This window comes from Paenibacillus validus NBRC 15382 (assembly GCF_004000985.1).
GTDB lineage: Bacteria > Bacillota > Bacilli > Paenibacillales > NBRC-103111 > Paenibacillus_G > Paenibacillus_G validus.
Genome location: NZ_BIMH01000016.1, coordinates 1 through 20,172, shown reverse-complemented (window position 1 = coordinate 20,172; position 20,172 = coordinate 1). Strand labels below are relative to the sequence as shown.

Below are 20,172 nucleotides of genomic sequence, written 5' to 3'. Positions count from 1 at the left end.
GGTGCATATGATATGGAAAAACGGTTGAACCGAACGGACTACTTATTCGCCATCACCTTCATCTTTATGCTGGTCGTGGCTCTCGGGGCGTTTTTTTACGGGATAAAAATGGGACAAGATCGCGCCACGACCCAATATGAACAATTCATCGCGAAGCAAAATGAAGAAAAAAACGGATTCACCGCGTACCATCAGCAATACTTGGTGTCCTTCTATCATACCATTTATCAGCCTTACAGGGAATTTCATAAAACGTGGTTTGAAAAAATGGATGATTTGCAGACCAATCAATCCGCGGACGCTTCGCTGATCCTTAAAGATTTAGCTAAACAAGCGCAAGCCGCCTACGACGGGCTCGGCTCCAAGTCGTCGCCGGACTCCTCTCCTCTTCTGAAGGAAGCGCATACCGATTACATGAAAAGCTTGAAGCTGTTCAGTGAAGCGCTGCGCAATTATACGTCCAAGGCCAACGCCGTGTCCGGGCCGGACCTGGTCGCCCAGCTGCAGGCCGACGCCTACCTCGGCGAAGCGAAAAACTTCGCGCTTAAAGCCGAGAAGGAATATTACGACGCGATCGTCAAATGGAACGAAACCGTGAACCCGCAGTTTAAAGCGATTGACGTGACGAAGCCGTTGAACGTCAAAGAATGGGGAGCGTTATCGCTCAATGTGAAGAACGATTATTTGGCCGGCTTCATGATGAGCGGCAAACAATTTCGTGCGTTTACGCCTCAAGATTTGAGCGCAAGAATCGACGATATGATCGCTTCCGGGCAAGCCAATAAAATGAACTTGACTGAAGTCTCCCAAATCGTCGACATGCTGCTTGCCACAGACGCCGTTCGGGCCGGCGACTACCTCCGCTTACGCAACAAATATTACGGAAATGAAACGCTGCCGCAGCTTCCGTTCTTTACAACAAATTAAACGTGTCCGAACCATAAACAACCTGCTGCAAGCTTATGAGCAGGTTGTTTTTTTGTCGTATTCAATCGTATTGAAACCCTTTCAATGCAGCGAGCGCAGCCATTCCGCCTTCCACATTGATCATATGCTCGAATCCCCGCTCGCTCAAATAATGACAAACGTTCGCACTGCGCACGCCATGCGCGCAAACGACGTAAATCGGACGATCCTTCGGCAAACTTTCCACCTGCTCCGGGATCGACATCATCGGCATCAATTGCAGCTCATCCCAATGATAAAACTCCCATTCCATCGGCTCGCGGACATCGATGGCAAGCGCACCTTCCAGCTCACCGCGCTCCAGCTTCCGTTTAAACGCGTCCGGACCAATTCTATCGAACGACATGTCAGCGCTCCTCCTCTGCTCTTTTGCTTAGGTACAGCTAACATTTTACTTCGGAATACGGATCGCGGCAACCGCAGCCCAGTTGCCGGCAATGAATGTGGACAACAATTTTTTCACAAAATTTTCGAAATTACAAATCGGCCTCCCTCCTATTGACAAGGCTAAAAATGACATGGTAAGGTAGGATTAACTTTAAGAGACATATTTCAACAAACGATGACGGAGCCAAGCATAAAGCGGAACGTACAGAGAGCCGGTGGTCGGTGCAAACCGGACGTTAACGATATGCGGAGCACTCCTGAGTTGCTGCCTCGAACGATCAGTAGTTGCAGCCGGTTAGAAGCCGTTACCATTCTCGGTCTGTTGCATGATAGACCTATGAAGGTCGCGCGTGTGAACGTGCGGCGAATTAGGGTGGTACCACGAGAATCAGCTCCTCGTCCCTTGTATACGCTAGACGTATCGGGATGAGGAGTTTTTGGTTTTTACAGAAAAGGAAAAACGGAGGGAAATGTAATGTTTAAAGTATTAGTCATGGATGGAATCAGCGACATGGGGATTCAACTGCTGTACGATGCGCCGGATGTGGAGGTAGATAAGAAGGTCGGGTTGTCCGAGGACGAGCTTGTCGCCATTATCCCGGATTACGATGCGATTCTCGTGCGCAGCGCCACGAAGGTGACCGAACGCATCATGAACGCAAGCAGCCGGTTGAAAGTCGTCGGCCGTGCCGGCGTCGGCGTCGACAACATCGACCTCGAAGCCGCTACGAAACGCGGGATTGTCGTCATCAACGCACCGGACGGCAACACGATCGCCACTTGCGAACTCACCTTCGCCATGATGATGTCGGTCGCCCGTTCCATTCCGCAAGCGTACAAGAAAACCGTCAGCGGCGAGTGGGACCGCAAAACGTTCGTCGGCGTCGAGCTTCGCAATAAAGTGCTGGGCGTGCTCGGTATGGGCCGAATCGGAAGCGAAGTAGCGAAACGCGCGAAAGCATTCGGAATGGAAGTGCTCGGCTACGACCCGTTCCTGACCGAAGAGCGCGCGGAGAAAATCGGCGTGAAGCTCGGTTCGGTCAACGACATTTGCGCCAAAGCCGACTTCATCACGGTACACACGCCGTTGACGAACGAAACCCGCCACATGATCAGCCGCCCGCAATTTGAAATTATGAAAAAAGGCGCGCGCATCATCAACTGCGCACGCGGCGGCATCATCGACGAAATGGCGCTTATCGAAGCGATCGAGACCGGCATCGTAGCCGGCGCCGCCTTCGACGTATTCGAATCGGAGCCGCCAGCCGCCGATCACCCGTTCCTGAATAATCCGAAAGTCATCGTAACTCCGCACCTTGGCGCCTCCACTGTAGAAGCACAAGAGAACGTGGCGATCGACGTATCCGAAGAAGTGCTGCACATCCTGCGTGACGAGCCGTTCAAAAACGCGGTGAACATGCCGCCGGTACCGGCAAACGTGCTGAACGCCCTGCAGCCTTACTTCAATCTGGGCGAGAAGCTCGGCGTGTTCCTCGGTCAGACGATCGACGGCGCCGTCAGCGAAATTACGGTCAACTTCGCGGGCGATTTAACGGACGTCGATACGTCCCCGCTCACCCGCTATATTGTAAAAGGCGTGCTCCAGAACCAGCTGGAAGGCGTCAATATCGTCAATGCGATGCATTTGGCCAAGACGCGCGACATCAGCATCGTCGTTCAAAAATCGTCCTCGTCCAAAACGTTTACGAATCTCTTGTCCGTCACGTTAAAAACGAAAAACGAACAACGCACGGTGGCCGGTACGCTCCTGTCCGGTTACGGCGAACGGATCGTGCAAATCGGCCAATATCCGGTCGATATCGCGCCGGAAGGCAACCTGCTGTTGATCTCCCATAACGACAAGCCGGGAATTATCGGTAAAGTCGGTACGCTGCTCGGCAACAACGACGTGAATATCGCTACCATGCAGGTCGGCCGTAAAGTGATCGGCGGATCGGCGATCATGGTCTTGACGACGGATAAGCAAACACCGCCGGACGTACTCGAACAGCTGGCGAAGCTGCCGGAATTAACCCATATTCACGAGCTTTCCCTGTAAGTCCCGATTGTTCCACGAACAACAAGAATATGTACGGTTTTTCAACAATAACAAAAACCCCTGCGGAAGCGAACCGGAGGGGTTTTTGTTATGTTTTACCGCTTTTGCAAGGTAAGATGATAGAAAATGTCGTTCCCTGGCCTGGCTGACTCTTCGCTTGTACCGTGCCCTGATGGGCTTCTACGATGTTTTTGACGATCGACAAGCCCAGACCCGTTCCGCCCGATGCGCCGCGTGTACGGGCTTTGTCCGCCTTGTAGAAGCGTTCGAAAATAAAAGGCAGATCCTCGGCCGGAATGCCGATGCCCTGGTCGGATACCTCGATGAGCACCGCTTCTTCCCCGCGCAGCTGTGTCTCCGAAGCGCGGATTTGAATCTCCGCCCGGGATGGCGTATGGCGCAGCGCGTTGTCGAGCAAGTTCGTCAGCACCTGCTCCAGGCGATCCTCGTCGGCTTGTGCCAGGGTCAGCGGCAGCTCGGGCAGCGCATACGTCATGGAGACGCCCTTTTCTTTGGACAAAGCGGCAAATTTGCGATGCACCCGCTTGATGAAGGCATGCACATCGAGCTCCCGGAGATGCAGCTCCATGTTGCCGGTTTCCATCTTCGCCAAGTCGAGCAAATCGCGTACGAGCCGACCCATCCGGAGCGATTCGTCATAGATCACCTGAGCGAGCTCCTGACGCTCCTCCGGCGTGGCCGCGATGTCGTCAAGCAGCGCTTCGCTGTAGCCCTGCAGCATCGACAACGGCGTCCGCAGCTCGTGCGACACGTTGGCCACGAAGTCCTTGCGCAGCTTGTCAAGCCGGTGCTCCTCCGTGACGTCGCGCATGACGGCCACGACGCCGCGCACGAGATCCTGCGAATACAGCGGCGCCATGACGACCGACCACACTTCGCTCTTCACGAGCAGCTTCGAAGTCATCTCACCAGGCTGCGCGATGACCCTCTTGAACAGCGGCTGCATCGGGCCCGGGATCCGGTTCCATTCGCCGCGGGGATACGACTGGGCTCCCGAGGTTTCCCCGCCGTCATCCAGCCAATCGATCTCGTTCCACTCCCGGATGATCCTCTCTCCCTGCGGATTCGTCAGGATGACGCGTCCCTCCGCATCGAAGGTGACGACGGCGTCGGCCATACTGCGCAGAACGCTTGCCAGATGCTCCTTCTCGTGGCTCAACGCTTTAATCGTATCCTGAAGCTGCTCGCCCATATGGTTGAAGGTCTTGCCCAGTTCGCCGATCTCGTCGGACGACGTGATCGGGACCCGGCTGCCGTATTCGCCCTCGGAGATCAGGTCGGCCGCTTTCTTCAAATTCAAGAGCGGCCGCGTAATGCGCGACAGAAGGAAGAAAGCGAAGAACGTCGTCATGAGAAAACCGGCGACCCCGACCACGACGAACAGCCTCTTCACATAGGCCTGGGTTTCTTCGGAAGACTGTGTCAGCTGGTACATGATCAGCGCGCCGGCCACGTTCGTTTGCGATTCATCCATGAACGGAACGGCGACCGCCGTATACGTGCTGCTCAGCGGAGTACGGGCCGCCACGTTTGATTTCCGGTTGTCGACCACTTCGCCGGCAAACACTTTTTGCAAATCGCTTTTGGTGAAAAAGTCGTCATACCGAACCAGCCTGTTGTTCGGCTGGCCGACCGGCGTCTCTTCCTGAAAATCTTTGGACACGACCAGCACGCTGGCCTCCTGCGCGTTCAGCAGCTCGTTCACGACTTGCAAATAGCGGCGTTCCTCTTTATGCAGCGATATTTCGCTCGCCACTTTAACGGCCAGCCGGTTTAACGTCTCCACCTGATCCTTCGACTTCGGGAACGACGTTTCAATAAATTTGAACAAAAAGACGCTGAGCGTCAACAGCACGACGACAACGAGTCCGATGATGGTCAACCACAGTTTGCCGACAACGCTTTTGAATATAAACACGTTACTTCGGCACCTCGAGCTTGTAGCCTACGCCCCAAACGGTCGTAATCATGGAGGCGGCCTCCGGCGACACTTTGTTCAGCTTCTCGCGAAGCCGCTTCACATGGGTATCGACCGTGCGCAAATCGCCGAAAAACTCGTAATTCCATACGTCCTTCAGCAATTCCTCGCGCGAGAACACTTTATCCGGCGAGACGGCAAGGTAATGAAGCAGCTCGTATTCCTTAGGCGTCAACGCCACCTCCTGCCCGCCTGCAGTAACCCGGTGCGCATCGTGCTCGATCACCAAATTCGGGAACACGATGTTGTTGCTGGAATTGACTTCCTTCGATAAATAGGCCGTTACCGACGAACGCCGCAAAATGGCCTTCACCCGGTAAATGACCTCCCGCGGACTGAACGGCTTGACGACGTAATCGTCCGCGCCCGATTCGAACCCCTGGACGCGGTTCGTCTCTTCGCCCTTCGCGGTTAACATAATGACCGGCGTCGATTTGACCTGCCGGAGACGGGCGCATACTTCGTTGCCGTCCATGCCGGGGAGCATCACGTCCAGCAGAATGAGATCGTAGTCGGATTCAACCGCTTTGCGCAGTGCCGTCTCCCCGTCCTCCGCCTCGTCGATGCGGTAGTTTTCTTTTTCCAAGTACATCCGCAGCAGCCGCCGAATCCGTTCTTCATCGTCAACGACCAGGATGTGCGTTTTCATATCCGTCATGGCCTATCTCCTCTTCAACTGGAATTAAAGGCAAACCCGTTTAAACGCCGGAATAGGAATGTAAACCGGCAATGACCAGATTGACGCCGATCAACGTAAACATGACGACGAGGAATCCGATCACCGAGAGCCAGGCCGAACGTTTCCCCTGCCAGCCTCGGGATAGCCGGAAGTGCAGGTAGGCTGCGTAGAACAGCCAGACGATGAGCGCCCACACTTCTTTCGGGTCCCAGCCCCAAAAGCGCCCCCATGCCTCATGCGCCCAAATCATGGCGAATATCAAGGCGCCCAGCGTAAAGATCGGATAACCGATGGCAATCGAGCGGTAGCCGATTTCATCGATATCGTCCGCATCGATCCCTTTCATCATCGGATGAAGCGCGGCGCCCAGCGGCTTACGAGCGATAAGCCGGAGCAGCCCGTACAGAATCGCTCCGCTTAGCAGCGACCAGATCACCGTGTTCAGCTTCCTGCCTGCGTTCGCGCCCTTCATCCAGGACGGCGCTTCGAACAGCGGCTCCGACATCCCGAAGAACGGTGTCATCTGCACCGTTTCGGCTTGATGAGGTCCGACCAGCGGCGGCAGCACGTACGTCGTTTCCTGTTTCACGGTTTGTTCCACGTTGTTTACGTCCGTCACGATGACGTTGCTGGAGAACACCGCCTTGTAGCCGGAGCCGTTAAAGCTGAAGATAGCCGCGACGAAGGCGATGACTACCACCAAGATGAACAGCGTGAATTCCACACCGCGCTGCTCACGCCTGTCCTTTCGCTCCGAGCTGCTGAAATTGACGTTCTGGACCAGATACATCAGTCCGGCGGCAAAACCGACGGCGAAGAACGCTTCGCCCAGCGCCGCCGTCGTCACGTGGATTTTCAGCCAGTAGCTTTGCAGCGCCGGAATAAGCGGCTGCACCTCGTGCGGAAATACCGACGCATAGGCGATGATAATGATGGCAACCGGCAGGGCGAACACGCCGAGTACCGTAGTCCGATAAATCAGGAATACGACAATGAACGCCAGTACGACCATCATGCCTAGAAACGTCATAAACTCATACATGTTGCTCGTCGGAATATGTCCGGCCTCGGCCCAACGGGTAAAGAAAAACGTGGCATGACACAGAAAACCGACGATTGTGAGCGTCAGTCCGATGCTGCCCCATTTCTTGACGTACGTTTCCGGGTCCGTCACTTGAACCGATTTTTTACCTGTAATGCCGATGACGAATCCCAGCAATGCAAGCGAATACACTATGAAAGCTATCAGCAATGATGCGCTGCTCACGCTTGTTCCACCCTTCTTTCGAGCGCATTCGGATCGACCTCGATCCCCGTTTTGGCGAGGACCTGCGAAACTTCCTTGCGCAACCCGTACCAGTTTTTATTCGTATGCGCGCCGAGCGCCAGCTTGCCGTCGTCAATGCGCAGCCAAACCCGGCGATGATTCCAATAAAAGCCCATAATCAAACCAATCATCGAAATGGCGGTGCCGATCCAAATGAACGGCATCGCCCGGTCAACCCGGATATTCAAGTAGCTGATGTACTCGGATATTTTAACGTTCTCCATCGAACCGACCGCAAGCTCCAGCTTCGCGCCGAGCGCTCCGTTAATTTCATCCTGCCGGAAATTGACTTTGTCGACTTGACGCGGGAAGTACATGTAAGGCTCCCCTTGCGGCTGCAGTCCAGGACCTGTTATCGTGAAGACGAAAGCCGGCATCAGCGGGTCTTTCGATTTCGTTATCGGCATGCCTTTGCTATCCAGCGCGAATTCCGGAAAATACGCTTTGAGCTTTAATTCGTACGGGCCGACCTTGTACTGTTCCTTCGGATTGTCCATCGAGAGTTCAAAGCTGCCATACGTTTCGCCGGTTTCTTTATTCTTCAACGATGGCTTGACCGAGATTAGCATCGGCGATGGCTTGAAGTCGAATTGATAAGCGAGCAGACCTTGATACTCAAGCGGCTTGTTCACGATGATGTCTTGCTTATGCACTTCCTTGAGCACCGGTTCCTTCGTCGGATCGTCGCAATCCGCCAGACAGGCGTATAACGTCGCTTTCGTTTCGTATACTTTCGGGACATCGAGTCCCTTGGAACGAAACTCGGCTGACATTTCCTCCGGCTTGTAATACTCCAGAGTAAACTTCTCGTTCTTCAAATAATAATTCGTCTCGGGAATTTTCACCAGCTTGCCTTCGGGAAACCCGATGTGCTGATCCATATGCCAGCCTGGAATGCTTCGCATCAGCACCGCACCAAGAAAGATAATAAGTCCGATATGATTGATGTAGGGCCCCCACCGGCTGAACCGGTATTTCTCCGCAAGCAGCGCCGTACCGTCGGTATACACGCGGTAACGGGCTTTCCGAAGCGCCTTGGCGGCCGTTTCCGTCCATACCTGCTCCGGCGCTGCTTCAGGCTGTCCGCCCGGTACCGCGCCAACAGGAATCGGGCCGGAATACGTCAATTTCTGACGGGTAATGAAGCTCAGATGCTTGCGGATTTGCTGCTTGCTTAACGCGCGATACAGCGGCAGCACACGGTCGAGGCTGCACACGATAAGCGACGTGCCAATCATGAGAAGCAATGTGATGAACCACCACGACTCGAACGTATGCGATAACCCGAGTAAATAATAAATGTAGCCCAATGTCCCGTAGGTTTGCTCGTAATAAACGGACGGGTCGATGTTGAGGAACGTGTTTTCCTGCGGATAAATGGTACCGAGCGCAGAGCCCAGCAGCGTGATGACAATTAAATAAATGGCGATTTTAACCGAGGAAAAAAAGTTCCATACCCGGTCCAACAGCCCGGGATTCGCCCGCTGCGAGCGTCTGGCCATGCCGTCGTATTTCATCTCGAGCGGCTCGGCCCCTCCTTCGTCCTCCAGCGGCTTGCCGCACGATTCGCATAGCAGCGTGGCGACGGGATTTTGGTGTCCGCATTCGCATTTGGTGTTGTGAATCATGTGTCCTCCTCGATTTATTGGAATGGGAGGCCGCTGCGGTTAGGATGGGCCTGCGGCTTTTGTTGAAATCGATGTTCTTGGAATCATCAACCCAAGCAGGGTAGAACGTCGATTTCAAAGGCAGCACGTAAACTCTCCGGCCTCACCCTAACCTCCGCTAAACCCGTTCAAATAAATCGCTCGTTAAGAATAGTAAAAATAATCGTGCTTGCTTCGCTCCGGATCCGGTTAGCGGTGTAGCCTTACCTAAGACGGAAGCAAGGAAGAGATCGTTTGATCGATAAAGGCTTCGTCCATTTGCCCAACCCGGATGGCTCCGATTTTGCCGTCGGGCTTAATGAAGAACGTCGTCGGATATTGCGATACGCCGTAACGCTTTCGTGTTTCTTCATTTTTGTCGAGCAAGATCGGGAAGGTCACCTTATATTGGTTAACAAAGTTCTCGACGGCCACCCGCGGCTCATTCAGGTTCAGGCCGAGAATTTCCACATTTTTTCCGGCCCATTTCTCCTTCTGACGTTCAAGCGCCGGCATTTCGTCCCGGCACGGCTCGCAGAACGTCCCCCAAAAATTAACGACTACGACTTTTCCCTTGAGCTCCGCAAGCTCCTTCATATTCCCGTCCAGGCCGACCAGCTTAAAGTTCGGGGCCGAAGCGCCTTCCGTCGGCTTCTTGTCGCTGAAGAACAAATTGTTCGTCAACGTCCAACCGCCCACGAGAATGACAACGGCAAAAATGGCAATTTGTATCCAAGTTCTATGTTTCCCCATCATCCCACACCTTCAAACCCGACTGTTTGTCCGTTCCTAACTTTATTATAGCGAAAATTGTCAAGCGTCGGATTCACCTTTTTGAATATTATGTGACTTGCCTTTCCCCATTTCGAGCGCTGCGGTGCGCAATTCGTCCACTTCGTGCGGCGTTAAGCTCCGCGACTTGCCCCGGGGCACGCCGGTAAGCTGAAGCGGTCCGAACTGCACCCGTTTCAGCTTGACGACCGGATGATGAATGGCCTCGAACATGCGCCGCACCTGGCGGTTGCGGCCCTCGTAAATCGTAATCTTGACGACCGTTTCATTCTTCTCCGGATTCACGTCCTGATATTCCACTTCGGCCGGAGAAGTCATCCCGTCCTCTAACTTGATGCCGTCCCTCAGCTTGTCCAGCAATGAACCGTGCGGCACCCCTTTGACCGTCGCCAAGTACGTGCGGGGCACGTGATGCTTGGGGTGGGTCAACAGATGCGCAAACTCTCCGTCGTTCGTCAGCAAGAGCAATCCCTCGGTGTCGTAATCGAGCCGTCCGATCGGGTAAATCCGCTCCTTCAAATGTTTAAAGAAATCCGTCACCGTCTTCCGGCCTTCCGGATCCTCGGCACTCGTGATAACGCCCTTCGGTTTGTTGAACATCACGTAAACCTTGGACTGCTTGCGGATCGGCCTTCCGTCTACTTTAATCAAGTCTTGGCTCGCATCCACTTTGACCCCCAAGGTTGTTACCACTTGATCGTTCACCTGCACCCGGCCGGCGGTTATTAATTCCTCACATTTTCTTCTCGATGCGATGCCGGCTTCGGCAAGCACTTTTTGCAAACGTTCCATTTCTCTAGTCACCTCAAGCTAATGATACCTATCCTCGGGTGAAATCACAAGCTGAGACCAAGGAAAAGCAGCTCCGGGGCACGAGACGGAGTGCGGAAAGAGATCTTTCGGCCCAAAACCGTACGTTTCGGATAAACGCAAAACAAGCTTGTTCAGCACAAACCATTGCTCTTTCTCTTCGGGCGTCCGGATGCTGCGCGGTTCCGTATAGTCGCCTTCCAAGCAAATATGAATGTACAGCGGGTCCGTTTGGGCGGAAGAAGGGATGATGACGCCGTTCCTGGCGATAAACAGGTCATACCCTTTTCCGTTAATGGCGGGACAAGCGGAATGATGAATGATAATGCCGTAATACACCATACAGGTCACCTCTTCCGGGATCGCTGCCTTAGTATATGTACGGACAAAGGAGGGGGTGAAACGAAGGAAGCCATTACGCGGTAAACACCAAATAACAAATGAAGATCGAGGCGATAAAGCCGACGGCGTCGGAGATCAGGCCGACCTTCAGGGCGTATCCCGCTTTACGGATGCCGATCGCGCCGAAATATACGGTAATGACGTACAGCGTCGTATCCGTACTGCCTTGAATCGTGGAGGCGATGCGCCCGACCATCGAATCCGGCCCGAACTGCGAGATGAGATCGGTCGTGAAAGCGAGCGATCCTGCGCCGGTAATCGGACGCAAGAAAGCAAGCGGGATGATTTCGCTCGGCACCCCGAATCGTTCACAAATCGGCTTCAGCCAGCCGATGAATAAATCCATCGCGCCGGACGCGCGAAATACGCTGATCGCCACCATCATGCCGACGAGGTGAGGAATGATGCGGATCGCCGTATCGAAGCCGTCTTTCGCCCCGTCCACGAACGATTCGTAGACGGGGATTTTCCGGTAAGCGGCATATAAAGGGATAAACACGATGATAACGGGAATCGCCCAGGCGGATATTAAGTTGACCCATTCATACACGGCGCCTCATCCTTTCCTCAAATCGCTCGGCGAATTTCGACTTCTGTACCATCGGTCGACCACGATCGCCGCCAGCGTCGAAATGAAGGTGGCCATTAAGGTCGTGCCGACGATTTCCGCGGGATTGGCCGAGTTGTAGCTCATGCGAATGGCGATCAGCGTCGTCGGGATCAAGGTAATGCTCGCCGTGTTCAGCGCAAGCAAGGTACACATGGCGGGACTTGCGATTTCCTTGTGCGGATTCAGCTTCTGCAGCTCCTGCATCGCTTTGATGCCCATCGGCGTAGCCGCATTCCCGAGTCCGAAAATGTTCGCGCTCATGTTCGACATGATGTATCCGAGCGCCGGATGATCCTTCGGGACACCGGGAAACAGCATGCGGACGACGGGGCTGAGCAGTCTGGCCATCGTTCGCAGCAGGCCTGCATCCTCGGCGATCCGCATCATCCCGAGCCAGAACACCATGATGCTGATCAGGCCGAAACAAACGGTGACGCCGCTTTTCGCGCCTTCAAAAACGGCCTCGGTCACCAAATCGATTCTTCCCTGAAATGCGGCGACGATGAATCCGGCAACGATAAAGAACAACCAAATAAAGTTGACCATAACTAGGCATGCCCCTTCCCTCCCATGATCGGACTGGAACCCTTGTCGTACGATTAATCGGTTTGTCCTGTGAACATCACCCGGGTGAATGCGCTTAAAATGTATAACCATCTATCCGAAAGCCGCCAACCGTCCGCATCCGACTCGGAGAATGCGAACGTTGACCGGTCCGTTGCGGAAAGCCGGGGACTATCCTTGGCTACAAGCGGTACGTTACCGATGGCTCTGCCGTTCAACGTAAACTCGATCCGTCCCTTCAAGCCCAGCTTGTAATCAGTGGAAGTGACGTCGTTCAATATCAGCTTGCGCTCGAATTTTCCGTTCTCCGCCTGCTCGGCCGGATATCGGAAAGGTGCCCCAGCCACGAATTCCGTGCCTTCAACCGGCTCCGCTTTGCCGATCAGCGTCGTGAGCGGGTAGTGCTCGAAGCCGTAATCGAGCAGCTGCGTATGATCGATCCAGTCATTCGGATCGTTCAGCGTGACAACGGCTAATTGTTGTCCGCCCCGCGTCGCGGAAGAGACCAGGCAGCGCTTGGCCAGCTTCGTGTACCCGGTCTTCACGCCGTCCGCCCCGTCGTACAGCGACAGCATTTTATTTTTATTGACCCAAGAGTAATCCCAGGATTCATTCGGATTCGGCACTTTTTTGACTTTCGTTTTGACGATTTCCTGGAAGACCGGGTTTTTCAATGCATAAGCAGTCAGTTTGGCCATATCGCTCGCCGTAGAGTAATGGCCTTCTTCATCCAAGCCGGACGGGTTTTTGAAGCTGGAGCGCGTCATTCCGATCATTCTCGCCTTCTCATTCATCATATAGGCGAAGCCCTCGACGCTGCCCCCCACATGCTCCGCTATCGTGGTTGCGGCGTCGTTGCCGGAACGAAGCATAAGTCCGTACAGCAAGTCTTTCAAATTCATCTCTTCATTCAGCTTTAAATAAATCGAGGAGCCTTCTTTGCCGAAGGCGTTCTTGCTGACTTTCGCCAAATCCGTCAGCTTGCCGTTCTCGATGGCCACGATCGCCGTCATGATCTTCGTCAAGCTGGCGATACGCATCTGTTTGTCCCCTTTGACGCTGTACAGCAGCCTGCCTGAGGTGACGTCGATCAGCGCCGCGCCTTCCGCGCTGGTGCTTATTCCCGGAGCCGCCTGCGCGGTCGGAATACCGCCGAAGCCGGCGGCGACAAGCCATAAGGCCAACAACAGAAACCATAGTCTTCTCATCATGATCCTCCCACCAAAACGTTCCTGTATCACCGGCGGACGAATTGCCCCGACACAAACAAACGATCGAAGGACAAGTTCGGCCTACTTGTACATGTATATGCGAATCGGACCTGGTTATGTATGCATGCGGACGGTACACAAAAAACCGGCAAGGCGCAAATTCACCTTGACGGTCTTCGTTCTTGCAAGCTTTTAGGCTAATGGCCGGATGCAGTCCGGCTCGTCATAGGCAACGCGCCCGACTTCGGGCCGCACCTCGTAATAATCCATCCGCTCCGCCGGGAACGGTTCGAGCAGCGGCAGCAGCTCCGCCTGTTCGCGGACGCTGCGGTCGAGCCACACCTTCTCCCGCTCCCGGGTCAAAATGACCGGCATCCGTTCGTGGACTTCCGCAACTAATCCGTTGGCCGCAGTCGTCACAATCGTGCACGTATGCAGCTTGTCGCCGTCCTCCCCGACCCACGTATCGTAAAGCGCCGCCATCCCGAATAAGCCTCCGTCTTTCAGCACGAATCGCACCGGCTGTTTCCCCCCGCCGGTCTTCTTCCATTCGTAGAAGCCATCGGCAGGAATGAGGCAGCGCTTACGCGACAGCAGCGTTCGGAACGACGGCTTCTCCGCAACCGTTTCGGCTCTTGCGTTCATCATGCGCGCACCCGACTTGGCGTCTTGCGCCCATGAAGGTACAAGCCCCCAGCGGAGCTCCCCGAGACGGTTCGCCGCACGTTCGCCAAAGCCCGGTTCGCCGCCGAGAATCGCGGGGATCCACTGGCCGGGGGCGGCATTGTACCGCGGCTGGTATTTACCCGGTCTTCCATCCAGCAAAAAGCGCATCATCAGCTCATCCCACGAAACCGTAATCGTATACCGTCCGCACACGAGGCATAACTCCTTACTTATTGTTCCATTCGTCGCCTTTGCCGCAAAGCAAGCAAAAGCAGTCTACATCAACTATATTCCTTAGACCCGGAAAGAGCAATACCGCTTGATGGAACATGCAGCGGGGGTTATCCTTTCTCGAGCGGACAGCGGAATCGCATAAAGAAAGCTGCCCTGGACCGGGCAGCTTCTCGATAAAGTTAAACGATGAAATTTTGGTTCTCGATGTTGTTCGTTACGGATGTCGACTCTGTCTCCATAGTGGAGCCGGCTTTGCCGCCGTTTTTGATCATCGATTGAATGCGGTCGACCACTTGCGGCGCTGAATCGATAATTCGTTCCAGCAAGTGCGTTTGATTGTCGAGCGGCACGATCTTGACCCCTTGTTTGCCGACAACCAAAAATGCGATCGGGGTAATCGACACCCCGCCGCCGCTGCCTCCGCCGAACGGAAGCGCAACCGAAGCGTTCATCGCATCATGGCGGTTACCGCCGTTCCCATTCGCATGCTCTTCCGCCGTGACGAACTCGCTGCCCCCTGCCGCGAAGCCAAAACCGACTTTGCTGATCGGCATAATGATGCTGCCGTCCGGCGTTTCGACCGGGTCGCCTACAATCGTATTGACGTCGACCATTTCTTTAATATTTTCCATGGCCGTCTTCATTAACCCTTGAATCGGATGCTCTGCCAACGTGGAAACCTCCTGTCTGAAGTCGGATTAAAGAACAGTTTTAGCTTAACCGGAGTACCTCCAGACTATGTAGGGGAAACAGAATCCGAAGTCGCGTCGCTTCGTTATTCAGGACGTCGGCATCAGCACACGGCGCCAAGCTTGCAGGCCGCCTTCCGTCTTGCGGATGCGCATCAGGAGCTGAACGCCTCCGGAAAGCAAATGCCAGATCCGGATACGAATCGTACAATCCCCTTCGGTCAAGAACATCATTTGATTAAAAACCGGCGTCACCTGCAGCTGCGGCTGGGTTTCCAAACGAATGTACCGGCATACAAACCCGAGCAGCGACGACTTCACCCCCCAGAGCGTCCCGACCAGAAAGGCTGTCTCAGGCGCATCCCCAATGCCGACCGACGTTTTCCAATTCAGCTTCGTACAATGGACATGCCGAAGCATCCGGCTCAGCCACTCGTTGAAATCGAAACAATGCGTCAGCAGTATCCGTACATCCTCGAACATCTGCTTGATTTTATCCGCGTTGATCGTTTCTTTCCGATCGGCAATCAAGCGCCCTGCCCCGGCGTTGACTTGTTCGGATTTCACTTCCAGCCCGGCGCGAAGACCCTTGAAACGGAGGGTCGGCACTTCATAGCGAAAACGGACGAGACCTAGCAGCGCCCTGACTTCAACGGAAATCTCGTCGTTCTTATCCTGATGGGTGAAGGCGAGTCGAATGTTCACCCGGCTTCCCAAGAGGAGAAGCAGCACGAAGAGCAGTCCCGCGGCCATCCAAACCCAAACCATGCTAATCTCCTCCCGCACGGCAAAATTCTGGGGAAAACACAAAAAACTCCCGGTACCGGAAGCTTGCCGCTTCATTTCCTCAGGAGTTAGTATGGCTTTACCTTGGTAAAACATGCACGTTTCAGAAGTCGTTCGACTTCGAAGACACGTCTTCGAACGTCATTTGCTCCCCTTCCAGCTTCTCGAACAACAAGCGCGTTTCCTCTTCCAGGTTGTCGTCGTTCTCGAACAAACTCGTTTCCGGCAAATCGGTCAAACTGCCCAATCCAAAATAGTCGAGAAACGATTTGGTCGTCCCGTATAAAATCGGTCTTCCCGGCGCATCCGCCCGGTCCACCTCTTGAATCAAATCCTTGGCCACCAGCGTCTGCAGCGCCCGGTCCGCCTTCACGCCGCGGATTTCCTCGATCTCGATACGCGTAATCGGCTGCCGATACGCAACAATCGCGAGCGTCTCCAGAGCCGCTTGCGAAAGCGACGTTCGAGAAGGGGAATACGCCAAGCGTTCGAAGAACGGCGCATGCTCCGGCACCGTGGACAACTGATACGTCCCCGCCAGCTCCACGATTTGAATGCCCCGCCCTTGCCGCTTCAATTCGCTTTGCAGGTCCAGCACGAGGTCGGTGACAAAAGCGGCATCTTGCTCCAGCACTTCGGCCAGCTGCTTGGCGTCGAGCCCTTCGTCTCCCGCCACGAACAGCAAACCCTCAATAACTGATTTCATCTGCCCAGAATCCATCTGCCGTTCCATCCTCCCGCACCTTTATCACGATATCGTCGAATAATTGATGTTGAAAACATACGATCTTCTTCACCTTCATCAGTTCCAGCAATGCCAGGAAGGTGACCACGATTGAATCCCTTGTCCGCTCCTGATCCAGGAGTTTGGAGAACAGAAGCTTCCCTCCGTGCTGCTCGAGCGCGCCAATGACCTGAAACATCCGATCCTTGACGGAAATTTCGTCTTTGCGGATTTTGGAAACCGCATTGCGGCTCTGCATCCGGCGCATCGCTTTGCGGAACGCCTGAACCAGATCGGAGACATGCAGACCTTTGACCGGATTATCCACAACGACGGGGACATAAGGCGTCAAGTCCTCGGGTTCGCGCGTATAAATCAAGCTGCGCTCCACTTCCTTGTCACGCAGATGATCGGCGATCGCTTTGTATTTGCGGTATTCGATCAGTTTGGCCACAAGCTCGGCACGCGGATCGTATTCTTCGTCCATCAAATAATCGTCGAAATCCAGATCAAGGACCGGAGGTTTCGGCAGCAGCATCTTGCTTTTGATCGAAAGCAGCGTCGCCGCCATCACCAAAAACTCGCTCGTGAATTCGAGCTCCAGCTCCGTCATGGCGTCCAGGTATTCCATGTATTGATCCGTAATGTCTTTAATCGGAATATCATAGATATCGACTTCCGCTTTATCGATCAAGTGAAGCAGCAAATCAAGGGGGCCTTCAAACGTTTCGAGCTTTACCGTGACCTTCATGTCGCTTGTTCCCCCTTGTTCCCCACTTCCCGCTAGTTTCTGCCCGCCCGCTGTAGATCTTATCTGTATGGTTCGTTATTGTTTATTTAAACTGCTTAACCAGATTGGCCATCTCGATCGCTGTAACCGCGGCTTCCCAGCCTTTGTTGCCCGCCTTCGTGCCTGCCCGCTCGACCGCTTGCTCGATCGAATCGGTCGTCAGAACGCCGAACACCGTCGGCACGCCCGTTTTCAGCCCGACTGCAGCCACTCCTTTGGCCGCTTCGTTGCACACGTAGTCGAAATGCGGCGTTGATCCGCGGATGACCGCCCCCAGCGTAATGACTGCGTCGTAACGGCCGCTCTCTGCCATTTTCTGGGCGATCAATGAAATTTCAAAAGCGCCCGGCACCCAAGCCAGCTCGATCTCGTCTTCTTCCACGCCGTGACGTTTCAACGCATCCAGTGCGCCTCCGACCAGCTTGCTCGTAATAAATTCATTAAAACGGCCTGCTACGATCCCGTATTTCAGACCTTTCGACACTAAATGACCTTCGTATACTTTCGCCATAATCTCACAACTTCCTTCCGAATTCAATATTTTTTTTGATGCGGCCAAGCCCGCCATGCTTAATCTTGTGCAAAATTGAGCAAATGACCGAGCTTCGCTTGTTTCGTATGCAAATAGTGGGTGTTGTCTTCGTTCTCATCCATCTGAATCGGTATGCGTTCGATGACCTCCAGCCCGTAGCCTTCGAGTCCGCGAATTTTACGCGGATTGTTCGTGAGCAAACGGATTTTCCTGATGCCGAGATCCTTCAATATTTGCGCTCCAATGCCGTAGTCGCGCAGATCCGCGTCGAAGCCGAGCTTCAGGTTCGCATCGACCGTATCGAATCCCTCTTCCTGCAGCTTATACGCCTTCAGCTTGTTGATCAAGCCGATGCCGCGGCCTTCCTGACGCATATAGAGCAGCACGCCGGAGCCCGCTTCATCGATCTGCTTCAGCGCCGCGGCGAGCTGCGGACCGCAATCGCAGCGGTGCGAATGAAACACGTCGCCGGTCAAGCATTCCGAGTGAACGCGCACCAGCGTCGGCGTGTCGGTGTCGATGTTCCCTTTGACAAGCGCCACATGCTCCTTCTGGTCGACGACATTCGAATACGCAATGGCCGTGAAGCTGCCGAAGTCGGTCGGCATCCGCACTTCCACTTCGCGGTTAATGAGTTTTTCTTTATAATTGCGGTATTTGATCATATCTTGAATCGTGATAATTTTCAAATCATGCTTTTGCGCGATTTCCATCAGGTCCGGCACACGCGCCATTTCCCCGTCTTCCTTAATGACCTCGCAGATGACGGCAGCCGGATACGCGCCGCACATCCGGGCTAAATCGACGGCCGCTTCCGTATGGCCCGCTCTGCGGAGCACGCCGCCCTTTTTCGCGATCAACGGAAAAATGTGGCCCGGCCGGCGGAATTGATGCGCCCTCGTCTTCGGATCAATCAACGCCTGAACCGTGCGGGAGCGCTCCGAAGCCGAGATGCCGGTCGTCGTTTCCGCATGATCGACGGAAACCGTGAAGGCCGTGCCGTGATAATCGGTGTTGCGCACGACCATCGGCGGTAAATCGAGCTCCTGAGCCCGCTCCTCGGTAATCGGTACGCATACGAGTCCGCGCCCTTCCTTGATCATGAAATTGATGATCTCCGGCGTCGCTTTCTCCGCCAAGGCAATGAAGTCGCCTTCGTTCTCCCGGTCCTCGTCATCAACGGCGATGATCACTTTGCCCAGCATCAGGTCGTAAATCGCCTCTTCGATCGAATGAAATTGAATCGGTGCCGTCATGTTCTCTCGCCTCCCACTAGTTTGGGTTACATAAACCCGTGCTCCGTCAAAAATGAAGCTGTCAGCCGGCTCTGCGGCTTGCCTTGTCCTTCCGGACCCGCGCCGCGGAAGCCCAGCAATCGCTCGATATATTTACCCAGCACATCGGCCTCGAGGTTTACTTCGTCTCCGGCCTTCTTGTGCTCCAGTATCGTCTCTGCCAGCGTATGCGGAATGATCGAAACGGTAAAATGCGCTTCCCCCGACTCGACGACCGTTAAGCTGATGCCGTCGATCGTAATCGAGCCGTGCGGAATGACGTATTTCATCATCCCCGCATCTCTCGGCTCCACCCGGAACACGACGGCGTTCTCTTCCGGCGTTCGACTCGTGATGATGCCCGTCGAGTCGACATGACCTTGTACGATATGACCGCCGAAGCGGCCGTTCGCCGCCATCGCCCGCTCCAGATTCACCCGAGCGCCGGTTTGCAGCCGTTCCAGGTTCGTTCGGCGGAAGGTCTCCGGCATCACATCGACGGTAAAACTTGACTCGTCGTAAGCGACGACGGTTAAGCACACGCCGTTCACCGCAATGCTGTCCCCCAGCTTCACGTCTTCCAGTATACGTTTCGCGCCGATGGTGAGCACCATGGCTTGGCCTTGTTTGGCGATGCGGCGCATCGTGCCGATTTCTTCGATAATGCCCGTAAACATCTTGTCATTCCTCGCTTTCGTACCGCGGATAACCGGACAAGCACACGTCCTCGCCGCAGCGTTCCACCTGAAGCCGTTCGAGCTTGATCGCCCGGCTCATCGTCTCGAAGCCGGGAAAATCGAAGTTGCCGGGTGCCAATGCTCCGCCGCCGATGATTTTCGGCGCCAGGAACAGCACCAGCTTATCGACGAGCCCGGCCGCCAGCAGGGCTCCGCTCAGCTTGCCGCCGCCTTCGACGAGCAGCGAGCCGATCTCGAGCTCGCCGAGCCGCCTCATGGCGGCGTTCAGGTCGACGGCCGGCCCCGGGCCGCAGTCGACCATGCGCACGCCGCGCGCTTCGAGAGCGC

Annotated in this window: 22 protein-coding genes and 1 other annotated feature; of the genes, 2 read left to right on the top strand and 20 right to left on the bottom strand. The window is 54.7% G+C overall.

The window, feature by feature from the left end:
• Positions 1-12 precede the first annotated feature (12 nt).
• Positions 13-927: a hypothetical protein gene (locus tag PVA01S_RS12720; RefSeq protein WP_127607940.1), complete on the top strand. Its 915-nt coding sequence runs from the start codon at positions 13-15 to the stop codon at positions 925-927.
• A 61-nt stretch (positions 928-988) separates the two neighbouring features.
• Here the strand turns inward: PVA01S_RS12720 and PVA01S_RS12715 are convergent, their stop codons facing one another.
• Complete coding sequence (locus tag PVA01S_RS12715) at positions 989-1,312, bottom strand: rhodanese-like domain-containing protein (protein WP_054797283.1); 324 nt, start codon at positions 1,310-1,312, stop codon at positions 989-991.
• Positions 1,313-1,519: 207 nt separating this feature from the next.
• Positions 1,520-1,760 (top strand) — a binding site (T-box leader).
• 68 nt (positions 1,761-1,828) lie between these two features.
• Between PVA01S_RS12715 and serA the strand changes: the two genes are divergently transcribed.
• Entirely contained in the window at positions 1,829-3,412 is a 1,584-nt protein-coding gene (gene serA, locus PVA01S_RS12710) for a phosphoglycerate dehydrogenase (RefSeq protein WP_127607939.1), read from the top strand.
• A gap of 88 nt (positions 3,413-3,500) precedes the next feature.
• Here the strand turns inward: serA and PVA01S_RS12705 are convergent, their stop codons facing one another.
• From PVA01S_RS12705 to PVA01S_RS12615, 19 genes are all read right to left on the bottom strand, one after another.
• Positions 3,501-5,351 carry a HAMP domain-containing sensor histidine kinase gene (locus PVA01S_RS12705; protein WP_127607938.1) on the bottom strand — a complete coding sequence of 617 codons (1,851 nt, stop codon included), beginning with the start codon at positions 5,349-5,351 and terminating at the stop codon, positions 3,501-3,503.
• Between the two features lies 1 nt (position 5,352).
• Positions 5,353-6,069, bottom strand: a complete 717-nt coding sequence (locus tag PVA01S_RS12700) for a response regulator transcription factor (RefSeq protein ID WP_054797284.1) — start codon at positions 6,067-6,069, stop codon at positions 5,353-5,355.
• A 40-nt stretch (positions 6,070-6,109) separates the two neighbouring features.
• Positions 6,110-7,357, bottom strand: coding sequence for a cytochrome c biogenesis protein CcsA (ccsA, locus tag PVA01S_RS12695; protein ID WP_127607937.1), 1,248 nt, complete (start codon positions 7,355-7,357; stop codon positions 6,110-6,112).
• Positions 7,354-9,045 (bottom strand): cytochrome c biogenesis protein ResB, encoded by a 1,692-nt coding sequence (resB, locus tag PVA01S_RS12690; RefSeq protein ID WP_127607936.1) that lies wholly within the window; start codon positions 9,043-9,045, stop codon positions 7,354-7,356. Before resB ends, ccsA begins: the two co-directional genes overlap by 4 nt.
• Positions 9,046-9,291: 246 nt before the next feature.
• A complete protein-coding gene (gene resA / locus PVA01S_RS12685) occupies positions 9,292-9,816 on the bottom strand; it encodes a thiol-disulfide oxidoreductase ResA (RefSeq protein ID WP_127607935.1) in 525 nt (174 codons plus the stop codon).
• A 60-nt stretch (positions 9,817-9,876) separates the two neighbouring features.
• Positions 9,877-10,647, bottom strand: a complete 771-nt coding sequence (locus PVA01S_RS12680; RefSeq protein WP_127607934.1) for a pseudouridine synthase — start codon at positions 10,645-10,647, stop codon at positions 9,877-9,879.
• Between the two features lie 18 nt (positions 10,648-10,665).
• Positions 10,666-11,007, bottom strand: coding sequence for an N-acetylmuramoyl-L-alanine amidase (locus tag PVA01S_RS12675; RefSeq protein ID WP_054797286.1), 342 nt, complete (start codon positions 11,005-11,007; stop codon positions 10,666-10,668).
• A 73-nt stretch (positions 11,008-11,080) separates the two neighbouring features.
• Positions 11,081-11,617 carry a spore maturation protein gene (locus tag PVA01S_RS12670; RefSeq protein ID WP_127607933.1) on the bottom strand — a complete coding sequence of 179 codons (537 nt, stop codon included), beginning with the start codon at positions 11,615-11,617 and terminating at the stop codon, positions 11,081-11,083.
• A gap of 6 nt (positions 11,618-11,623) precedes the next feature.
• Positions 11,624-12,223: a nucleoside recognition domain-containing protein gene (locus tag PVA01S_RS12665; protein WP_127607932.1), complete on the bottom strand. Its 600-nt coding sequence runs from the start codon at positions 12,221-12,223 to the stop codon at positions 11,624-11,626.
• Between the two features lie 53 nt (positions 12,224-12,276).
• A complete protein-coding gene (locus PVA01S_RS12660) occupies positions 12,277-13,452 on the bottom strand; it encodes a D-alanyl-D-alanine carboxypeptidase family protein (protein ID WP_372812969.1) in 1,176 nt (391 codons plus the stop codon).
• 192 nt (positions 13,453-13,644) lie between these two features.
• Positions 13,645-14,331 (bottom strand): SOS response-associated peptidase, encoded by a 687-nt coding sequence (locus tag PVA01S_RS12655; protein ID WP_054798541.1) that lies wholly within the window; start codon positions 14,329-14,331, stop codon positions 13,645-13,647.
• A gap of 200 nt (positions 14,332-14,531) precedes the next feature.
• The gene (gene ytfJ, locus PVA01S_RS12650) at positions 14,532-15,023 is read right to left on the bottom strand and encodes a GerW family sporulation protein (protein WP_127607931.1); all 492 of its coding nucleotides are present in this window, start codon (positions 15,021-15,023) and stop codon (positions 14,532-14,534) included.
• 108 nt (positions 15,024-15,131) lie between these two features.
• On the bottom strand, positions 15,132-15,809 hold the full coding sequence (locus PVA01S_RS12645; protein ID WP_164751816.1) for a DUF2953 domain-containing protein: 678 nt from the start codon (positions 15,807-15,809) through the stop codon (positions 15,132-15,134).
• Between the two features lie 121 nt (positions 15,810-15,930).
• Positions 15,931-16,548 (bottom strand): SMC-Scp complex subunit ScpB, encoded by a 618-nt coding sequence (gene scpB / locus PVA01S_RS12640; protein WP_054798543.1) that lies wholly within the window; start codon positions 16,546-16,548, stop codon positions 15,931-15,933.
• Positions 16,517-17,302, bottom strand: coding sequence for a segregation and condensation protein A (locus PVA01S_RS12635; protein ID WP_127607929.1), 786 nt, complete (start codon positions 17,300-17,302; stop codon positions 16,517-16,519). Before PVA01S_RS12635 ends, scpB begins: the two co-directional genes overlap by 32 nt.
• 82 nt (positions 17,303-17,384) lie before the next feature.
• Entirely contained in the window at positions 17,385-17,852 is a 468-nt protein-coding gene (ribH, locus tag PVA01S_RS12630; protein ID WP_054798535.1) for a 6,7-dimethyl-8-ribityllumazine synthase, read from the bottom strand.
• A 59-nt stretch (positions 17,853-17,911) separates the two neighbouring features.
• Positions 17,912-19,129, bottom strand: coding sequence for a bifunctional 3,4-dihydroxy-2-butanone-4-phosphate synthase/GTP cyclohydrolase II (locus tag PVA01S_RS12625; RefSeq protein ID WP_127607928.1), 1,218 nt, complete (start codon positions 19,127-19,129; stop codon positions 17,912-17,914).
• A 26-nt stretch (positions 19,130-19,155) separates the two neighbouring features.
• On the bottom strand, positions 19,156-19,824 hold the full coding sequence (ribE, locus tag PVA01S_RS12620; protein WP_127607927.1) for a riboflavin synthase: 669 nt from the start codon (positions 19,822-19,824) through the stop codon (positions 19,156-19,158).
• Between the two features lie 4 nt (positions 19,825-19,828).
• Positions 19,829-20,172, bottom strand: a 344-nt coding sequence (locus PVA01S_RS12615; RefSeq protein WP_164751815.1) for a RibD family protein, incomplete at its 5' end; no start/stop codon positions are given.